14 protein-coding genes and 1 tRNA gene are annotated in these 16878 nt (G+C 60.1%); 4 read left to right on the forward strand and 11 right to left on the reverse strand.

Going from position 1 to position 16878, the window contains the following annotated elements:
* Positions 1-36: 36 nt before the first annotated feature.
* From M2447_RS07000 to M2447_RS07025, 6 genes are all read right to left on the reverse strand, one after another.
* Positions 37-1017, reverse strand: a complete 981-nt coding sequence (locus M2447_RS07000) for a hypothetical protein (RefSeq protein ID WP_277557966.1) — start codon at positions 1015-1017, stop codon at positions 37-39.
* A gap of 180 nt (positions 1018-1197) precedes the next feature.
* The gene (locus M2447_RS07005) at positions 1198-1941 is read right to left on the reverse strand and encodes a GDSL-type esterase/lipase family protein (RefSeq protein WP_277557967.1); all 744 of its coding nucleotides are present in this window, start codon (positions 1939-1941) and stop codon (positions 1198-1200) included.
* Between the two features lie 72 nt (positions 1942-2013).
* Positions 2014-3327, reverse strand: coding sequence for a heterodisulfide reductase-related iron-sulfur binding cluster (locus M2447_RS07010; RefSeq protein ID WP_277557968.1), 1314 nt, complete (start codon positions 3325-3327; stop codon positions 2014-2016).
* A gap of 65 nt (positions 3328-3392) precedes the next feature.
* A complete protein-coding gene (locus tag M2447_RS07015; protein ID WP_277557969.1) occupies positions 3393-4793 on the reverse strand; it encodes an FAD-linked oxidase C-terminal domain-containing protein in 1401 nt (466 codons plus the stop codon).
* 132 nt (positions 4794-4925) lie between these two features.
* The gene (locus tag M2447_RS07020; RefSeq protein ID WP_277557970.1) at positions 4926-6740 is read right to left on the reverse strand and encodes an ATP-binding protein; all 1815 of its coding nucleotides are present in this window, start codon (positions 6738-6740) and stop codon (positions 4926-4928) included.
* 115 nt (positions 6741-6855) lie between these two features.
* A complete protein-coding gene (locus M2447_RS07025) occupies positions 6856-7272 on the reverse strand; it encodes a DUF3788 family protein (RefSeq protein WP_277557971.1) in 417 nt (138 codons plus the stop codon).
* A 125-nt stretch (positions 7273-7397) separates the two neighbouring features.
* On the opposite strand from M2447_RS07025, the gene M2447_RS07030 reads away from it, so the two are divergent.
* Entirely contained in the window at positions 7398-8426 is a 1029-nt protein-coding gene (locus M2447_RS07030) for a haloacid dehalogenase-like hydrolase (RefSeq protein ID WP_277557972.1), read from the forward strand.
* Positions 8427-8450: 24 nt separating this feature from the next.
* On the forward strand, positions 8451-9212 hold the full coding sequence (locus tag M2447_RS07035) for an exodeoxyribonuclease III (RefSeq protein WP_277557973.1): 762 nt from the start codon (positions 8451-8453) through the stop codon (positions 9210-9212).
* 122 nt (positions 9213-9334) lie between these two features.
* On the opposite strand, the gene M2447_RS07040 is transcribed toward M2447_RS07035, so the two are convergent.
* Both M2447_RS07040 and argB read right to left on the reverse strand, forming a co-directional pair.
* Positions 9335-10537 carry an aspartate aminotransferase family protein gene (locus tag M2447_RS07040; protein WP_277557974.1) on the reverse strand — a complete coding sequence of 401 codons (1203 nt, stop codon included), beginning with the start codon at positions 10535-10537 and terminating at the stop codon, positions 9335-9337.
* 50 nt (positions 10538-10587) lie between these two features.
* Complete coding sequence (gene argB / locus M2447_RS07045; RefSeq protein WP_277557975.1) at positions 10588-11469, reverse strand: acetylglutamate kinase; 882 nt, start codon at positions 11467-11469, stop codon at positions 10588-10590.
* Positions 11470-11885: 416 nt separating this feature from the next.
* Here argB and M2447_RS07050 point away from each other — a divergent pair, with 416 nt between their 5' ends.
* Complete coding sequence (locus M2447_RS07050) at positions 11886-12509, forward strand: hypothetical protein (protein ID WP_277557976.1); 624 nt, start codon at positions 11886-11888, stop codon at positions 12507-12509.
* Positions 12510-12551: 42 nt separating this feature from the next.
* Here the strand turns inward: M2447_RS07050 and M2447_RS07055 are convergent, their stop codons facing one another.
* A complete protein-coding gene (locus M2447_RS07055; RefSeq protein ID WP_277557977.1) occupies positions 12552-14279 on the reverse strand; it encodes a PAS domain-containing hybrid sensor histidine kinase/response regulator in 1728 nt (575 codons plus the stop codon).
* Positions 14276-16399, reverse strand: coding sequence for an ATP-binding protein (locus M2447_RS07060; RefSeq protein WP_277557978.1), 2124 nt, complete (start codon positions 16397-16399; stop codon positions 14276-14278). The genes M2447_RS07055 and M2447_RS07060 overlap by 4 nt, the downstream gene beginning before the upstream one ends.
* Before the next feature lie 34 nt (positions 16400-16433).
* On the opposite strand from M2447_RS07060, the gene M2447_RS07065 reads away from it, so the two are divergent.
* The gene (locus M2447_RS07065; RefSeq protein WP_277511078.1) at positions 16434-16718 is read left to right on the forward strand and encodes a hypothetical protein; all 285 of its coding nucleotides are present in this window, start codon (positions 16434-16436) and stop codon (positions 16716-16718) included.
* A gap of 5 nt (positions 16719-16723) precedes the next feature.
* Here the strand turns inward: M2447_RS07065 and M2447_RS07070 are convergent.
* Positions 16724-16798 (reverse strand) — tRNA-Met (locus tag M2447_RS07070).
* Positions 16799-16878: the final 80 nt, after the last annotated feature.

Genomic DNA, 16878 nt, shown 5'->3' on the forward strand with positions numbered 1-16878 from the left:
GTGTTGGGAGTTTGTGTTTTGTTTGCGCCTGCAAATTCACAGCGGCTCCATCACACCGTTGCGTTCGTCGTGGAGGCGCGAGGTGTCGAGGCCGTCAAGCACGAGCACTCCTTGGAGCGACGAGATCATGTCCGCCTTGCTCCACTGCCAGACGATCTTGCCGTCCTTGTCGAATTCGAGGAGTTGCACGCCGGACTTGCCGTGGTTGGAGCCGTGTCCCTGCCAGTTGGCGAGCACGGTGTGACCGTTCGGGAGGAGTTGGAATGTGGCCGCGAAATGCGGGTTCACGTTGTCGGGCACCTGGCCTTTGCCGCCCCATTTGCGGAGCACGTTGCCGTCCGCGTCGAGCTCGGCCATGAACGCGCCGTATCCGGCGGAGGCGATGATGCGGTTGTCCGGCAGGCGCATCGCCTTCCACATGTTTTTGAAACCTTCGACGGGATAAGTTTTCAGGTAGCGTCCGTCGGTGGAGGCCTCGCGGATTTCGTTGCCGCAGGCCATGAGGTAGGTGCCTTGCGCGGTCTGGCGCATGAGGCGCACGTAGTTGCCCGGATAAACCGTGGTGGTGCGGATTCTGTCGGTGGCATCAAGCACGACCACACTCACGCCCTTGCCGCCCCTGAGATCGACACCCGTCACAATCGTGCTGCCGTCGGGCTGGCGGCGCACGGAGGTCACGCCGGAGAGGGCGTCGTATTTTTTGAGCTGCGTGCCGTCGGCGAGATTGTATTCGGCGTAGCCGTTGTCATAACCAACGAGCAGGCGTCCGCCGCCGATGAGCTGCAAATCGCGCGCCTTGGGGAGTTCGGTTTTGACGAGCCAGTTTTTCGACGGATTGCGCTCGTTGATGTAGAAGAGCGTGTCCCTGCCTTCGTCGATGGCGACAAACTCGTGCTGAATGCCCCTGCCCGCTTGCGCGCCAGCGGGGCTTTTTTTGTCCGAGCAGGCGGCAAGCGCAAACAAGGCGAGCAGCGCGGGGAGGATTTTTGGAAGAATAAGTGATTTGATCGTGCGCATGAGTGTGATGGGTTGCGGATTTGTGCGGTTTAAAAAGATGCGCTTTTTGAACCATATCGCGACGCGGACAGCCATCCTTTTTTGACAGAGGCGACGGCTGTGCCGGACAACAAAAAGGGCGCCGGTGTTTGCCGGCGCCCGAAGATTAACGGGAGGAAAAATCTGGTTTGGCGACCAGGATTATTTTCCCGGATAGATTTTTTTGATTTCGGGAATGACCGCGTCGGCCCAAAGGTGGTAGCTGTCGGGCGTGAGGTGGAGGAGGTCGGGCATCACGCTTTTTTCCAGGACGCCGCCGTCCGTGAGGAACACCTTGTTGATGTCGGCGTAGTAAACCTTTTTGCCGTCGGCAAATTTCTGGATGAGTTTGTTCGCGGCCTCGTTGTTCAGCCGTTTCTCATCGTTGGCCTTGGCGCTGCGCGGGAAGATGGCGAGCACGAGAATCTTGGTGTCGGGTTTGCGCTTTTGAATTTCGTCGACGCAGGCCTTCACGCCGGCGGCGATGTCGGCGGGTTTGTCCATGCGGTGCCCGGTGTTGTTGGTGCCGATCATCATGACGACGAGTTTCGGATTCGACTCGCCGTCAAGAAGCCCCCACTGCAGGCGCCAGAGGAGGTTTTCCGTGCGGTCGCCGCCGATGCCGAAGGGTTTCGCGCCAAGCGGGGCGAGTTTTTCGTTCCAAACCTTCAATCCCCTGTTTTCCCATTGGTGAGTGATCGAGTCGCCGATGAACATGATGTCGAAACCGCCCGCCTGGGCGCGATCCACGAGCTTGGCGTGGCGCTCCCACCAGCCAACGGAAACCATGCCGGTTCGCGAGCTGATTTGCGGCTCGGGTTTGGTGGCCTCGCCGTATTTCTTTTGGGCGAAGGCGGGAACCAACAGGACAAATGCAAGGGCAATATAAGCGATGTGTTTTTTCATGACTGATTGTGTTTGGGTATTGGAAAAACAGGGACGTTGACATTCACGAAACACCAATGCGATCCCAAACAATCATGCGCGCGCCGCCGCCTCGTTTTTTTCGGCGGCGTAAGCGCGGGCTAGAAGGACGACCGGGTGCGCGACCTCGGTGACGGTGTCTTTTTCGGCGCGCAGTCCGTTTTGGATTTGCAGGTGGCAACCGGGATTTGCCGTGGTGATGATCCCCGCGTGCGCACGGCGGAGGTTGGCCATTTTGCGATCTTGCAAGCGTCCGGCGGTGACGGGTTGCGTGATATTATAAATGCCCGCCGAGCCGCAGCACCAGGCCGCCTCCGGGCATTCGCGCAGCTCCACGCCGGGAATCGCGCGCAGCACCGCGCGCGGCTGCGCGCTGACTTTCTGCCCGTGGCAAAGATGGCAGGATTCGTGATACGTCACGGTTTGCGTGACCGCGCGCGCGGCGGGTTTGCGAAAATCGATCTCGACGAGATACTCGGAAATATCCCTCAACTTTTCCGACCACTCGACGGCGCGCGCCGCGTAAGCCGGGTCGTCGCGCAACAAATGATCGTAGTGCCGCAGGTGCGAGCCGCAGCCGCCGGCGTTGCTGATGATCGCGTCGAAGTTTTCCGGCGGAATCATGTCGATGAGGCGGCGAGCGAGCGTGCGCGCGGATTCGAGGTCGCCGTTGTGCGCGTGCAGCGAGCCGCAGCACGGTTGCACGGGCGGCGTGTGAACCTCGCAGTTGTTGGCGAGAAGCACATCGACCGTGGCGCGGTTGATTTCGGGAAACGCGAGGTCCTGCACGCAACCGGTGAGCACGGCGACGCGGCGTTTTTGCTGCGCGGGTTTTTCGACCGGCTTGATCAACTGGTGCGAAAATTTCGCGCCGACGCGCGGCGCCTGCGGTTCGAGTTCGCGGAGGCGGCGCGGCAGCAAATACGTGAGCCTCAGCGCGCGCGTGAGCGCCTGCATGCCCGTGACGCGCCAGAGCCACAAGCCGCGCCCGGCGAGTCGCAGCAAGCGCGGGCGTGTGAAAAGCACCTTCACGACCGACCAGCGCCAGAAGTCGCGCTGCGTCGATTTGATCACATGACGGCGCTCGACCTCGGCGCGCGCGGTCTCGAAAAGCTCGGCGTAGTTGACGCCCGCCGGGCACGCGCTGGTGCACGCGAGGCAGCCGAGGCAGTAATACATTTCGTCGGCGAAGCCGCGCGTGATTTCGAGCTCGCCGTCGGCGATGGCGCGCATGAGCGAGATGCGTCCGCGCGGCCCGTGGCGCTCCTCTTTCGTTTCCGCGTAAGTCGGGCAGACGGGCAGGCACATGCCGCAATGCATGCATTGCTGGAGCACCGAGTAGTCGAGCGACTTGAGGAGATTTTTCATGAATGCGGAATTCGGAATGCGGAGTGCGGAATGAATAAGACAGATCGGACGGATCGGCCTGATTTTCAGTCGAAAATCTTTCCCGGGTTGAGCAGGCCGTCGGGGTCGAGCGCGCGCTTGATGTTTTTCAGCAATGCATAACTGGCGTCGCCGAGTTGCGCGGGGAGGAATTTCTTTTTCGCAAGGCCCACGCCGTGCTCGCCGGTGATCGTGCCGCCGACGCGCAGGGCCTCGTCGAAGATTTCTTGCATGGCCGCCTCGACACGGTGCATCTCGTCAGTGTCGCGCTCGTCGGTGAGGATCGTCGGGTGCAGGTTGCCGTCTCCGAAATGCCCGAAGGTCGCGATGTCGAGCGCGTGGCGCGTGGCGACGCTTTCGACAAAACGCACCATGTGCGCGAGTTCGCTGCGCGGCACGGTGGCGTCCTCAAGGATCGTGGTCGGCCTCAGGCGCGCGAGCGCGCTGAACGCGCTGCGGCGCGCGGTGGCGAGTTGCGCGGCCTCGTCGGAATCGCGCGCGCGGCGCACGCTTGTCGCGCCATGCTTGCGGGCGATTTCCTCGATTTGCGCGGCTTCGTCGGCAACGGCGGCGGCGTGGCCGTCGGACTCGATCAGGAGCACCGCCTCGGCGTCGAGCGGAAGCCCGGCGTGCGCGAAATCCTCGACGCAGCGGATTGTTTTTCGGTCGAGAAACTCAAGCGTGCAGGGAATGATTTTTGAGGCGATGATGTCGGACACGGTCGCGGCGGCGGCGTCCATTTGCGCGTAGGTGGCGAGCAGCGTCTGGCGCGCGGCGGGCTTTGGGAGGAGCTTGAGCAGCACCTTTGTGATGATGCCGAGCGTGCCCTCGCTGCCGATGAACAGGTCGCGGAGATTGTAACCGGCGACATCCTTCACGCACTTGTTGCCGAGTTGGCACACGGAGCCGTCGGCGAGCACGACTTCCATGCCCATGACGTAGTTGCGCGTGACGCCGTATTTGAGACCGCGCAGGCCGCCGGCGTTTTCGGCGACGTTGCCGCCGATGGTCGAGACGCGCATCGAGCCGGGATCGGGCGGGTAAAACAGGCCGGCCTTGTCGGCCGCGTCGTAGATTTCCTGCGTCACCGCGCCCGCCTCGGCGAGAAGCGTGAGGTTGGCCGTGTCCAATTCGAGGACGCGGTTCATCTTCGCGAGGCAGACAACGAGCGCGCCCTCGACCGGCACGCTGCCGCCGGAAAGACCCGTGCCGCTGCCGCGCGTGACGACCGGGACGCGGTGTTCGCGCGCGAGGCGCAGCACGGCGGAAACCTGCGCGGTGTCGGCGGGAAACACGACAGCAAGCGGGCGTTGCTTGATCGCAGCCGTGCCGTCGAAACCGTATGGGATGATGTCCTCGGGGGCGGTGAGGACGTTTTTCGCGCCGACGATTTTTGTGGCGCAGACTGCCACGTTGTCGGTGCTGGATGTTTTTTGGGGTTCGTTCATTGTGTTTTTCCGCCGCGCCTTGGCGCGCCAAGTTTTGAGGATGTTGGTGTGTAGTGCCTTGAGGGCCTTTGTGTCCAAACAGTTTTTCCAAAAAACAATGTCCGCGCTTGATTCGCAGCGGCGGGGCGGGCGTTACATGACCGCTTTTCCGCAAATAATATCAAACGAGAAGGTCGAGCCTTTGCCCTTTTCGCTCGCCACCGAAATACTGCCGCCCATCAGGCGCACGAGGTCATACGAGATCACCAGTCCGAGCCCGATGCCTTCGTAGTGGCGCGCCGACGACGAGTCCAGTTGCACAAATGGTTTGAAGAGGCGCGACTGGTCCTCGGGCGCGATGCCGATGCCCGTGTCACTGACGGTAAATTGCAGGCGGATTTTTTCATCTTGCGCGCAGTCGTTTTCAGCGGGCGTTGCTTCGGCGGGGGGATTGAACGGCGGCGTTGTCAGCATGCGCATGCGCACCTTCACGCCGACTTCGCCTTTTTGTGTGAACTTGACCGCGTTGCCGACCAGGTTGGTGAGCACTTGTTGCAATCGTGTGGAGTCGGTCATGATGTGCGCGGGGACGTCCGGCGACACGTCCTGCCAGACGCGCAGGTGCTTGCCTTCCATTCTGGGCATCATGCCGTCGAGCACGTTTCGCACCACGACGCGCACATCAACGGGCTCGTTTTTTATTCGCATGACACCGCGTTCGACGCGCGTGAAGTCGAGGATGTTTTCCGCGAGCCGGCCCAGCAGTTCGCTGCTGGCGCGGATTGACCGCACATAGTCGCCCTGCTCGTCCGTCAGGGCGGTGTCCTTGAGCAAGTCGGAGTAGCCCATGATGCTGTTGAGCGGCGTGCGCACTTCGTGCCCCATTGTCGCCAGGAAGATGCCCTTCGCCTTGTCCGCCGCCTCGGCCTGCTCCTTGGCCTCGCGCAGTTCGTTGGCCTGGCGCACAAACTCGCTCATGTCCGACACCACCGTGATGTATGCTATGATTTTTCCCGCGCGGTCCTGCACGGGTGTGGAGGTCATGCGCCCCAGGTATTTCCCCCCGTTTTTGTCCTCGCACTCCAAAACCTCGAACCACGATTTTCCCTTGGCGGACATCTCCGTCATCCGGTCCAGTTTTTCGCGGTCGAGATCTTCCGCGCTGTTCATCCAGTGCTGGCCGACCATTTGTTCGCGAGTGAACTTGCTCATGGCGCACAGGCTGTCGTTCACGTAACGGATGATGCCGTTCTCGTCTATGATCACCATGCCGGCGGCGCTTTGGTCCACCGCGGCGCGCAGTTGCTCGATGAAGCGGGCCTGCTTGGAATAATGTTTCACCAAAAGATACACCGCCATGGGCACGCCCAGCAGAAGCCATGCGTAGAGGGCGTGCGTGAGCGCCGCACCGGCCAGGCCGCCGCACCAGTGCCGGCGGTCCCTGTCGAAGCGCACGAAATTGCGCGCGGCGCCATCCTCGATTCGCGAATAGGCCGTGATCCAGCGGCCGTGCTCGTCGGACAACGAGCTGTTGATTGTCACAGCCCCGTCGCGCAATGTCCTTGGCATGTCCTGCGCGGTTGTTTTTCCCGGCAAAACATCACCGGGGCGCGATCCCGCCGGGGAGCCATTCTCCATCGAGTCCGCCAGGCATATCGCGTCCCCGGTTTCCGGGTTGATGCGAAAGACATAAATGTTTCCACGGCCCGGATACACGCCGCGCATTTCGCGCAGCCTGGCTTTCACGCGCTTGTAGTCATCGAGGGTCTCGTCGGCGCGCGTGCCGGTCAGCCTTGAGACTTCCGGAATCGCCATAACGAGCGCCGCTCCGCGCACGGCGCGCTTAAAATCCTGAAGCTTGCCGTTCCGTTTGCCGTAATACCCGTGCGCCCCCGCCGCCACGCCAATGACGGCCACGGCGAGCCAGGCAATTGTCACGCGGGTTTTTATTAATCGGGAGAGCGACACGATAACAAATATTTAACAAAAACCGCCGGTTCCTGAACACAAAAACCCCGGCGGGTGCTAAAGGTTGAATTATTTACAAATTATTAAAATTCGCGCCACCGGCGAACGGCTTTGCTCACCTCAAAGTCTTCTTGTATTCCGCGAGCGTCAGCACGTCGCGCACTTGTGATTTTTTGCGCACGTCCAGCCCCAGCGACACCAGCTTGCCGACGGCCTGCGCGCGGGCGAAAGTCGACTTGATGTTCGCGTCAATATCCAGTTCGGCCACGCCGCCGCGCGTCTTTTCCGTGAAGTGAAAACCGGTTTTGAAAAGTCCGTCCCGCACCGAAAGCCAGAACACGGTTTTCTTCTTGTGCGTCACCTTGCAGAGCCACGCCTTGCCGTCGTTATAGTATCGCCACGACATCTCCAGGCCCGCGCCACTCGCGCCCGCGGCCAGTGCCTCATACGCCGCATGGGAGCGGCCGAGTGTTTTTTTCAAAATCGCCGCGTCCGGGGGCAGGTTGGGGTCGTTTAACAAGGGTCTTTCCATGGCGGCGCATGATCACGCTTTTCCTAAAAACGCTTGCAAGCACAAAGCCGCCGGCCTCGGCGTCGCGCTTTGCCTTTTACTCGCGTCGCAAAATCCCCCACGCTTTGCGCATCATACATCGACCCATGGCCACCACACTCTTCACCCAAAACACCATCGCCTGCGTATGGGATTTCGACAAAACGCTCATCCCCGAATACATGCAGTCGCCGCTCTTTCGCCGTTACGAAGTCGATGAGGCGAACTTCTGGAGGGAAACCAACCACCTCGTCGAGCAATACCGCAAGCGCGGCTACCGCCTCTCCAGCGAAATCGCCTACCTCAACCACCTCCTCACCTACGTGCTCGCGGGTCGCATGCCGAAACTCAACAACAAGGTCTTTCGCGAATGCGGCGCGGAAATAAAATTCTACCCCGGCATTCCCGAATTTTTTCAACGCTCGAAAAGTTACGTCACCGAGCACGAGACTTACCGCAAACACGAAATCAACCTCGAGCACTACATCGTCAGCACCGGCATCGCCGAGATGATACGCGGCAGCGCCATCGCCCCTCACATCGACGACATATGGGCCTGCGAATTCATCGAAAATCCGCTCCAGCCCGGCTTCATCGGACAAAAGGAACTCGACATCACGGCCGACGCCGAGATTGCGCAAATCGGCACCATCATCGACAACACCACAAAGACCCGCGCGCTCTTCGAGATCAACAAGGGCAGCAACAAAAACCCCGCCATCGACGTCAACGCCAACATCGCCCTTGAGGATCGCCGCATCCCCTTCCAAAACATGATCTACATTGCCGACGGCCCGAGCGACATTCCGAGCTTCTCCGTCGTCAAGAAAAACGGCGGCACGGCCTACGGCGTTTATCATCCCGGGCGCCCCGAGGAATTTCGGCAAAACGACGCCCTGCGCCAGGCGGGGCGCATCGACCACTACGGCCCCGCCGATTACACCGAATCGAGCAGCACCGCGCAATGGCTCAAGCTCCACATCCAGGCGATCTGCGACCGCATCGTGGCCGACCGCGAGGCCGCCGTCGCGAAACGTGTTTCGCGCCCGCCCCGCCACCTCAGCAGCCAGACCCCCGAGGAGGCCGCCGCCGCCCGCGCCGCCAAGGAGCCCAAACAGGGAACCTTTTTGGAATAAACACCCCCCGCGCATCCATCGCTTATGAAGCTCATTTCCTGGAATGTGAACGGCATCCGCGCCGCGTTGAAAAAAGGCTTTCTCGATTACATGCGGGACTGCGACGCCGATGTGATTTGCCTTCAAGAAACCAAGGCCCACGCCGGCGACGTCCAGCACGTCACATGGGCCGCCGGCTACGAACCCCACTGGCACAGCGCGCTCAAAAAAGGATACAGCGGCACGGTTATCTTTACCCGCGTGAAACCCAAGTCGGTCACCTTCGGAATCGGCGTGCCCGAGCACGACAACGAAGGCCGCGTGATCACGATGGAGTTTCCGAAATTCTGGCTCGTAAACGTCTACCAGCCCAACTCGCAGCGCGGGCTCGCCCGTCTCGATTATCGCACCAAGGCATGGGACCCCGCGTTTCTCGCCCACATTAAAAAACTGGAGAAGGCGGGCAAACCGGTCGTCTTTTGCGGCGACCTCAATGTCGCGCACGAGGAAATCGACCTCGCCAACCCGAAAAGCAACCGCCGCAACGCCGGCTTCACCGACGAGGAGCGCGCCAATTTTTCCACCCTGCTTGGTAGTGGATTTGTGGATACATTCCGCGAGTTTGAAAAAGGCCCCGGCCACTACACCTGGTGGAGCAACATGATGAACTGCCGCGCGCGAAACATCGGGTGGCGCGTCGATTATTTTGTGGTGAGCGAGACGCTGCGCCCCGCGTTAAAACGCGCCTGGATCAGCCCCGAAGTCATGGGCAGCGACCACTGCCCGATTGGGCTGGAGCTGAAATAATCCGGATCGGCGATCTCCAGGTCGCCGGACACGACGAAGTCGTGCCTTTTTGTTTTTCGAATGGCTTTATTTTTTGCGAGGCGCGTTGCGCCTCGTCCGGCGGCCTAGAGACCGCCGCTCCTTTACAAGGCGTTTCGGAAGATTTCCACCGATTTCGCCAGTTCTTCCCCGCTCACATTGAGCGGCGGGAGAAAGCGGATGGTGTTGCTGCCGGCGCCGACAACAAGCAGGCCGAGTTCGCGCATTCTCGCGATCACCGGCGCGGGATCGGATGCCATTTGCACGCCGATGAGGTAACCCTGTCCGCGGACTTCGGTGATTTTTTGCGGAAGGTCTTCGGCGAGCTTTTTAAGCGCGGCAATCCACGACACGGATTGCAACGTGACTTTTTCGAGGAGGTTTTCCTTTTCGATGACGTCGAGCACGGCGAGGCCGGCGGCGCAGGCGAGCGGCGTGCCGCCGAAGGTCGAGCCGTGGTGCCCGGCGTGAAAAAGATCGGCGCGATCCTCGCGCACCCACATCGCGCCCATGGGCATGCCGCCGCCGAGGCCCTTGGCCATGCCGATTGCGTCGGGGCGGATTCCGGCGTGCTCAAAGGCGTAGAATTTTCCTGTGCGCCCGATGCCGCATTGCACCTCGTCGAGCATGAGGAGGAGGTTGTGCTTGTCGCAGAGTTCGCGCAGGCCGCGCAGAAACTCCGGAGTGCAAACGCGCACGCCGCTTTCGCCCTGAATGGTTTCGATGAAAATGGCGGCGGTGTTTTCGTCAACGAGGCCGGCGAAACTTTGCAGGTTGTTGAGCTCGGCAAAAACAAAACCGGGCACGAGCGGCGCGAAGCCTTTTTGGATTTTTTCCTGTGGCGTGGCGCTCATGCCGCCGTAGGTGCGTCCGTGAAAGGCGTTTTTAGCGCAGATGATTTTGTGGCACTTGCCCTCGGCGCCGCCGGCCTTTTGCACGCCGTGCAGGCGCGAAAGTTTGATCAGGGCCTCGTTGGCCTCGGTGCCGCTGTTGCAGAAAAAAACGCGGCCGGGCCCGGCATGGCCGACAAGGCGGCGGGCGAGCTCCGCCTGGTTGGGATTGCGAAAAAGGTTGCTGGTGTGAATGAGCTCCGCGGACTGGCGCTGCATCGCGGCGACCCAGTGTGGATGGCAATGCCCGAGCGCGCTCACGGCGATGCCGGAGGTGAAGTCGAGATAGGCGCGGCCCTCGTCGTCCCAAACCTGCGTGCCGCATCCGCGTGTGAGCGTGATCGGCGCGCGCCCGTAGTTTTTCAAAACATAGGCGTCGTAGAGGTCGGCGGCGGTGCGGACGTTGCTGGTGCTCATTGCGGTGGTTTTTTGATCGGATAGATCTGGCTGATCAGACTGGTGAAACTTTACCCGTGCACGATTTCGGTGCCGATGCCCTTGTCGGTGAAAATTTCCAGCAGGAGGCTGTGCGGCAGGCGTCCGTCGATGAAGTGCACGCGTTGCACGCCTTCCTGAAGCGCGCGAATGGCGCTGTTCACTTTCGGGCGCATGCCCTTGTCGATGACGCCTTTCTTTTTGAGGTCGTCCACTTGGGAAATTTTCAGCGTGGAGATCAGCGAGTCGGGATCGGAGGGATTCGAGAGAAGCCCGGGCACGTCGCTCATATAAACGAGGCGGCGGGCGCGCAGCGCGCTGGCGACGCGGCCGGCGGCGAGGTCGGCGTTCACATTGTAGGGCTTGCCGTCGAGGCCCTCGGCGACGGGCGAGATGATCGGTGTGAAACCGTCGGCGATTTCCTTTTTGATGATCTTGATCTTTACCTCGGTGACATCGCCGACGTAGCCGAGGTCGATGGGGTTGCCGTCGTCGTCGGCCGTGATTTTGGCGCACTCGAGCACGCTGTCGCCGGGCACGCCCTTGGGTTTTCCCTTGGCGGCGCAGACGGCGCCGCAGACGTCCCTGTTCACAACTTCATCGAGTGTTTTTTTGACGATGGCCATGGTCGCCTCGTCGGTGACGCGCATGCCCTGCACGAAATTGGCCTTCAACCCGGACTCGGCCATGGCCTTTGTGATCGCCTTGCCGCCGCCGTGGACAACGACGACATTGATGCCGACCGCTGCGAGAAACGCGATATCGTAGGCGACCCGGTTGCGGGTGATGGGATCGGGGTCGTCCATGAAACTGCCCCCGTATTTCACGACAAACGTGGAACCGTGGAAATCCTGAATGTAGGGAAGTGCTTCAAGGAGCACCCTGGCCTTGGCGGTGACTTCGGTGACGTTCATGTCGGTTCAGCACATGCCGCGCGCGGCCGTGTATGGATGATGCGAAATGATGATGAGGGTGCTCACGGTTTTATTGTGACTTGATTGCTTAGCGCACACCGTGCGGGTTTTTCGATAAAATAATTTCACGTGCAGCATTTTGCCGCCGGAAAATCCGGACCCCAGCGCGGCAGGTTTGATCGTATTCGGGAGCGTTTCCATTCCGATGACGGGGTAAAGGCACTTGTCAAAGGATGGTCGCGACGCAATCTTTCGCGGCATGAAAACCACCGTTTCCAAAAACGCACGCTCGGTTCCGACGCCCGCCGCTCCATAGGGATGGCAATCCCTTCCCGGCCCTCATGCCTAAAGGTAGACTGCTCCAAAATCTGGAGTTTGAAAAACCAACAAACATCGACTCCCCATAAATCCTATTCATGAAATACTTTGTCGCATTTTATCTTATTGCCCTTGGCGGATGCCTAACAATGAACGCCGTGAGTTTGGCGCCTCCTAAAAAGAGTTACACTAGTAAAAACGAGCATTTTGTTTTAAGGGTAATGCCAGGTGTGGAAAATCTGCCTGGAAGGGAAACTGCCATTGCGCTTGTGTTCCAATTCAATGACAAAACTTGGGGTTTCGATAAAAAGAAACAATATCGTTTGATAAATAAAGTGGCTCCCTCTTTCGCGCGCATAAGTGATTCAGGTGAAGTTGTCACATTCGATGACTATGCCAAGTTGGGCGGGGAGAACAGCGTTGTGCTATATGCACCCGATGGTAAGCTTAAGGCGCAATACAGCCTAAAGGAGTTGATGCCGTCTTATGCGATTGAAAAATTAAAAACGGAATCAGTTAAAGAAATGACAGATGCATTCGGATTATTTTGGTATAAAGATTCTTATTTCTATGATTCAGACATAATTATATATACAAATGTTGGTGGTGTGATCGCAATTTCAAATAGTGGCTCTGTAGAGTATACTGATAGTAAAAACAACAAATCCATAAAAATGCAGTCGGCGGGGAAATTGAAACCTCCGCCGTCTGCGGCTAACTAATGGTTCGTGGCTTTGCGCCATGCTTTTTCACGAAGCGCGCGTTTAGCAGCGCTCGCACTGTATTGAAAAAACGAATACAGAGCCCGTCTTGTCGCTGTTTTCGGCGATGATTTCGCCATTCATCAGCTGTATGAGATGCCGGGAGATTGTCATCGCCAGCGAGGACACTTTCGCGGACGGGGCGGGGGAGGGCGCCGCGCCGGTCGAAACGCCACGGATGGAAAAACGCAATGTCACCATGCCGTCGTTGTTGTCCGTGACGGACGCGGCCAGTTCGATTTTTCCGGCGGAGATGGCCCCGGCCGCGTTGAGCGTGTAATTGGCCAGTATCTGGCGCAGCCGCATCGAATCCACCATGATTTCGACCGGCACCGCGGCGTCCGCGCGCGCCGCGTATTCCAATGGTGCTTTCGCCGTGGTTTCCCTGACGGAGTTGACGACGTCATCGATCAGCGAGCGCAGGTTGCAGCAGTCGAGATGGAGTTGGGCGCTGCCGGATTCGATTCGTGAAAGATCGAGAATGTCGGCGCTCAGGCGCGCGAGCATTTCGCCGTTTTTGCGAATATCCTCCACGCATTCGCGCTGCCGGCCGTCCAGCTCGGTGTCCGCCAGCAGGCTCGAAAAGCCAAGGACGCCATTGAGCGGCGTGCGCACTTCGTGGCTCATCATGGCCAGGAACGCGCCCTTGGCGCGACTGGCGTTTTCCGCGCTGTGCCTGGCTTGCTGGAGCTGTTGGTTGCGCCGGGTGCGCTCGGTCAGGTCGGTGATGATAAAAATGCAGCTAAACACATCCCCCCTGCCGTTTTTGCGGCGCACCGCCGTGGAAACCACGTTCGCGGGGTAGGGCTCGCCGTTTTTACGGCGCAACATCACTTCCGAATCCGGCGGGAATCCCTTGTTCCAGGAGTCCATCCAGAGTCTTTCGGACACGTCCTCGGCGGCGAGGTCGGGCGCCCGCATCGCGAGCAGTTCATCGCGCGAGTAGCCGGTTTGCCGCGCGAGGCCGCCGTTGGCGTATATCACGCCCGCGTCGAGTCCCGCGATCATGATTGCGTTTTCGCACTGGTCCGCGGCCATGCGCAATCCCTCGATCATGCGCTCCCTGCCCGTGCTGCGGCGCGCGATGCCGTAAGCGGCGAATGGCATTCCCATGAGTATGAGGCACACCAGCAATCCCCGCCCGCCATCGGCCGCGCATTCGGAGAACCATGTTTTTCCATCGAGGTTGTAGCGCACTATGTCTGCCGCCGGCTGCGCGCGCAAGGGGGTGACGGACGGCGCCACGAACGCATGGGCTTCGACAATAAACCCGCCGGCCGGTCCGAGTATGTGCAAATGGACGACCGGTTCGTTTTTGTTCACAAGCCTTTGGATTAACTCCGGCTTCACAAACGCGGTGCATCTTTCACCCGCGGGCGGGGTTTCCGGCGTGTCCGGCGGGCTTGAATGCACGAGGCACGTCGCCTCGCCCGTTCGTGTGTCGCACCGCAAAAGCTCCATTGTTTTCACGGAGGGGGCGGCGTCGCGCACATTGTCCATGCGCTTTTCCAATTCCGCGCGGACCTTTGCGCGCAGGGCGGGCGAATCATTGGTCAGGTCCGCCAGGTCCTCGTCGGAAAATGAGAGCGCCAGCATCTTCAATCCCGCCGCCGCGTTCTGTCTGTGAAACGCGCTCCGGTGCATGCAGCGGGCGACGCCGGCGCAGACGCTCACCGTCAGGATGAGTGCAAAGACAATCACCGCCTTTTGCCTGCCCGACAAGGCCTTCATGCGCGCCTCCCTTCCAAGGCCGTCCGGGTCGCGTTTGCGAGCGCGCGGACCAGTTCGTCATAGTGGGCCGGCTTTGGGAGCAGCGCGCAAAACGCGCCGCCCGTGCGGAGCCTCGCCATGGCGTCCGCGCCCGTGTCCATCAGGCCAATTATGGGAATGGTGCGCAGCGTGATTTTTTCCACAAACCCGCGCCATGCGCCGCCATCGCGCGCCGCGCCGCAATCAACCACAACCGCGTCCCAGGTGTCGCAATCCAGCCCGTCAAAATCATCGGGCGAAATCGCGGCGGTCGACGCGCCGCGCGCGGAAATCTCGCGTCTCAACTCGGAGGCGAGCCCCGGGCAATCCGAAACGACAAGAATCCGCGCGCGCTCGAGCTCGGGCATGGTTTCCGGCGGCGCCGCGTCGGGAGGCAGTTCGCATGTCACGGAAAAATGAAACACGGAGCCCTTCCCCGGTTCGCTTTCCACGCAAATATCCCCCCCGAGCATGTGGATGAGATGGCGGGAAATCGCCAGCCCGAGGCCCGCGCCGCCGTAGCGGCGCACATTCGTCGAATCGGCCTGCCAGAAGGGGATGAAAAGTTTTTCCTGGTCCTCGCGCGCGATGCCTATGCCCGTGTCGCGCACCGAAAACAGCAGCGACATGCGGTTCCTGTTCGCGGGGTCATTGCCGCCCGCATTACCCGAGGAAATCACCTTCAGCCGTATTTCCACTTCGCCGTTTTTAGTGAACTTGATCGCGTTGCCGGCCAGATTGAGCAGCACCTGGCGCAGGCGCGTTCCGTCAATGATGATCGCGCGCGGCACGTCGCGCATGATGTTGCGGAGCAGAACTATGTTTTTCTGCGCCGCCTGGGGCGCCACGATGTCGAGCGTTTCCTCAATCAGCACGCGGGGTTCCGCGAACACGGGCGATATTTTCACCTGCCCCGCCGTGATGTGCGAGAAGTCGAGGATGTCGTCCGTGAGCCGCACAAGCGTGCCGGTGCTTTTTTGGATGATTTCGGCGTATCCCTCCTGCTCACTGTTAAGAGGCATGGCCCGCAACGAACCCGAAAGCGCGACCAGATTGCGGAGCGGCACGCCCACCTCCTCGCTCATCGCATGCAAAAAAACACTTTTGGCGCGGTCCATTTGCTCGGCTTGTTCCTTCTCCAGGAGCAGCGCGGCGTCCCGTTTTTTTTGCCCGGTGATGTCGACGATAACGAGGATCATCGTGTCCACGCTGCCGGACTCGTTGCGCACCGGCGTCAATGTGGTGCGCACGGGATAGGTCCGCCCGTCCTTTCTGCGAAACTCCCATTCGACCTCCACCGGCGCGCCCGTCCTCAGTATTTCCAACCGCCGCTCGATCTCCCTCGGCTCGGGCTCCGCGCAACGCCAAATGCGCCATTTCAAGCCCATTAGCTCGTTTTTTTCATACCCGATTTGCGCGCAAAAGGCGGGGTTCACATAATTGATCACGCTGTCGAAACTGGAAATGACGATCGCGGTTTTTGTCTGCTCGATTGCCTCGCCGAATTCGCGCAGCCGGACACTCTGCCGGTTGCGAAAACGCCCCAGCGTGTAGGCGGCGAAAGGCAGGCCGAGCGCCACCCACACGGTGAACACGCGCCAGAGCACGCTTTCGGAGATGTGCCTTATCCAGTAACTCGCGTCCACATCGTAGCGCAGCACATTCATCAAGGGCTTCCCGTTGACAGGCTCCTGCGGCTCGCCGGCGCGCGCATACGCGCTCACCCAACGCTTGTCCAGCCAGTCGCGGTGAAACAAACGCACGGTGGTTTTCGCGCCGCCCGCCAGTTCGAGCACGGGGCGCGCATCCGGCGTGCCGTCAAGCGAATCGCCCGCGCGCGGCACACGCGCCGCCTCCTCGCCCGGCCCGGTGGCCGCGAGGCAAACGATGCGCCCGCTTCGCCTGTCGAGCCGGATGAGCTCCATGAAGGCAAGCGCCGGGTGGCTGTCCAGGAGCTCCGCCTGCCGCTCGCTGATCTCATCATATAATTTTGAGTCAGCATCGCCGAGCAGCCCCGTCAGCTGCGAAACCTCGTCGATGGGAAACGCGAGCGCATAATGCAGCACGCCGGCCTCCAGTTTCCCGCGCTGGTTTTTATACATGCGGAAGCACTCCAAGCCTCCTCCAAGGAGTCCAATGGCAAAAATCGCAATGCAGACAATGATTGTTGTCCTTTTCGAAAGCATGCCGGTTTTACGGAAAAAATTCGGGAAAAGCGTGGCACAATCAAAAGCCATCATTCAACGGCAAGGACGGCATCGCCTGATATTGCATGTCTTTTTTACAATATGCGCGGGGCGAAAACGCCGTGTCAAAACTCCCGCGCCGAGTTTCTGGCTTGCTGAAAACGCGCATTGTAAGCGCGCCATGGAGGCCCTGGCCGGGTTCCCGCGCAACGCCGGAGGTGTTTTTCCGGGCTGAAAAAGTGGTGCCAGAGGGCAGGATTGAACTGCCGACCAAGGGCTTATGAGTCCCCTGCTCTACCACTGAGCTACTCTGGCAAAAAAACGGGACTGCTTACCGAACCCAAAAACGGCGGAGTCTCAAGACAAAACTTCAGCGCCGCCAAATAGCGCGTATG

Source organism: Ereboglobus sp. PH5-10, from assembly GCF_029504735.1.
Classification (GTDB): domain Bacteria; phylum Verrucomicrobiota; class Verrucomicrobiia; order Opitutales; family Opitutaceae; genus Ereboglobus.

Excerpts from the sequence above, each read along its gene's own strand:
- M2447_RS07000 (WP_277557966.1), bottom strand. The coding sequence starts at position 1,017 with ATGCGCACGATCAAATCACTTATTCTTCCAAAAATCCTCCCCGCGCTG.
- M2447_RS07005 (WP_277557967.1), bottom strand. The coding sequence starts at position 1,941 with ATGAAAAAACACATCGCTTATATTGCCCTTGCATTTGTCCTGTTGGTT.
- M2447_RS07010 (WP_277557968.1), bottom strand. The coding sequence starts at position 3,327 with ATGAAAAATCTCCTCAAGTCGCTCGACTACTCGGTGCTCCAGCAATGC.
- M2447_RS07015 (WP_277557969.1), bottom strand. The coding sequence starts at position 4,793 with ATGAACGAACCCCAAAAAACATCCAGCACCGACAACGTGGCAGTCTGC.
- M2447_RS07025 (WP_277557971.1), bottom strand. The coding sequence starts at position 7,272 with ATGGAAAGACCCTTGTTAAACGACCCCAACCTGCCCCCGGACGCGGCG.
- M2447_RS07030 (WP_277557972.1), top strand. The coding sequence starts at position 7,398 with ATGGCCACCACACTCTTCACCCAAAACACCATCGCCTGCGTATGGGAT.
- M2447_RS07035 (WP_277557973.1), top strand. The coding sequence starts at position 8,451 with ATGAAGCTCATTTCCTGGAATGTGAACGGCATCCGCGCCGCGTTGAAA.
- M2447_RS07040 (WP_277557974.1), bottom strand. The coding sequence starts at position 10,537 with ATGAGCACCAGCAACGTCCGCACCGCCGCCGACCTCTACGACGCCTAT.
- argB (WP_277557975.1), bottom strand. The coding sequence starts at position 11,469 with ATGAACGTCACCGAAGTCACCGCCAAGGCCAGGGTGCTCCTTGAAGCA.
- M2447_RS07050 (WP_277557976.1), top strand. The coding sequence starts at position 11,886 with ATGAAATACTTTGTCGCATTTTATCTTATTGCCCTTGGCGGATGCCTA.
- M2447_RS07055 (WP_277557977.1), bottom strand. The coding sequence starts at position 14,279 with ATGAAGGCCTTGTCGGGCAGGCAAAAGGCGGTGATTGTCTTTGCACTC.
- M2447_RS07060 (WP_277557978.1), bottom strand. The coding sequence starts at position 16,399 with ATGTATAAAAACCAGCGCGGGAAACTGGAGGCCGGCGTGCTGCATTAT.
- M2447_RS07065 (WP_277511078.1), top strand. The coding sequence starts at position 16,434 with ATGGCAAAAATCGCAATGCAGACAATGATTGTTGTCCTTTTCGAAAGC.